General features: G+C 70.6%; 1 protein-coding gene. It reads left to right on the top strand.

Annotated elements, in window-relative coordinates:
• Positions 1-60 precede the first annotated feature (60 nt).
• Positions 61-1,054: IS481 family transposase (locus tag ACWDD7_RS37905; RefSeq protein ID WP_450460737.1), on the top strand; the 994-nt coding region annotated here is incomplete at its 3' end.

The following is a 1,054-nucleotide window of genomic DNA, read 5'->3' as shown; positions in this document are numbered from 1 at the left end:
CAGGTGAGGGCCTTCCGGTTCGGTGTGGATTGCGACGTCTACACCAACAGAAAGGCCCTCGTGGTCCACCGTAATGCACCCCTGACCGAGACCGGACGCCTGCGCCTGGCCCGCTGCGTCGTGGACGACGGCTGGCCACTGCGGCGGGCCGCGGAACGCTTCCAGGTCTCGCCGACCACCGCCCAGCGGTGGGCCGACCGCTACCGCCGGCTCGGCGAGGCAGGCATGGCCGACCGCTCCAGCCGTCCGCGCACAAGCCCGCGCCGCACCCCGACCCGCACCGAACGCAGGATCCTTAAGGTCCGCCTGTTGCGCCGGTGGGGACCGGCCCGCATCGCGCACCTGCTGCACCTGGTGCCCTCCACCGTGCACCGCGTGCTGACGCGTTACGGCCTGGCCCGCCTGGCCCACCTGGACCGGGCCACGGGCCGCGTCGTGCGCCGCTACGAACGCGAACGGCCCGGCGAACTGGTGCATGTGGACATCAAGAAGCTGGGCAACATCCCCGACGGCGGCGGACACAGGGTCCACGGCAGAGCGCAGGGCGGCCGCAACAGCTCCGCGCACCGCGACCCCACCCGGCCCCGCACCCGTCACGGCCGCCCCAACCTCGGCTACAGCTACCTGCACACCGCCGTCGACGACCACTCCCGCCTCGCCTACAGCGAGATCCACCCGGACGAGAAGAAGGAGACCGCCACCGGTTTCTGGCAGCGGGCCCACGCCTTCTTCGCCCAGGCCGGTATCACCGTCGAACGGGTACTGACCGACAACGGCTCCTGCTACCGCTCACGCGACTGGCGCGACGCCCTCGCAGCGGCCGGGATCGCCCACAAGCGCACCCGGCCCTACCGACCCCAGACAAACGGCAAGGTCGAACGCTTCAACCGCACCCTGCTGGACGAGTGGGCCTACGCCCGCCCCTACCAGTCAGAAGCCGAGCGCCGCGAAGCGTTCCCGCAATGGCTGCACACCTACAATCACCACCGCGGACACACCGCACTCAAAGGCCAACCACCCGCCAGCCGCGTCCCCAACCTCTCAAGGCAATACA

The sequence above is a fragment of the Streptomyces sp. NPDC001056 genome (assembly GCF_053598955.1).
The sequence above is the reverse complement of the archived record's forward strand: the minus strand, read 5'-3'. Positions and strand labels throughout refer to the sequence as shown.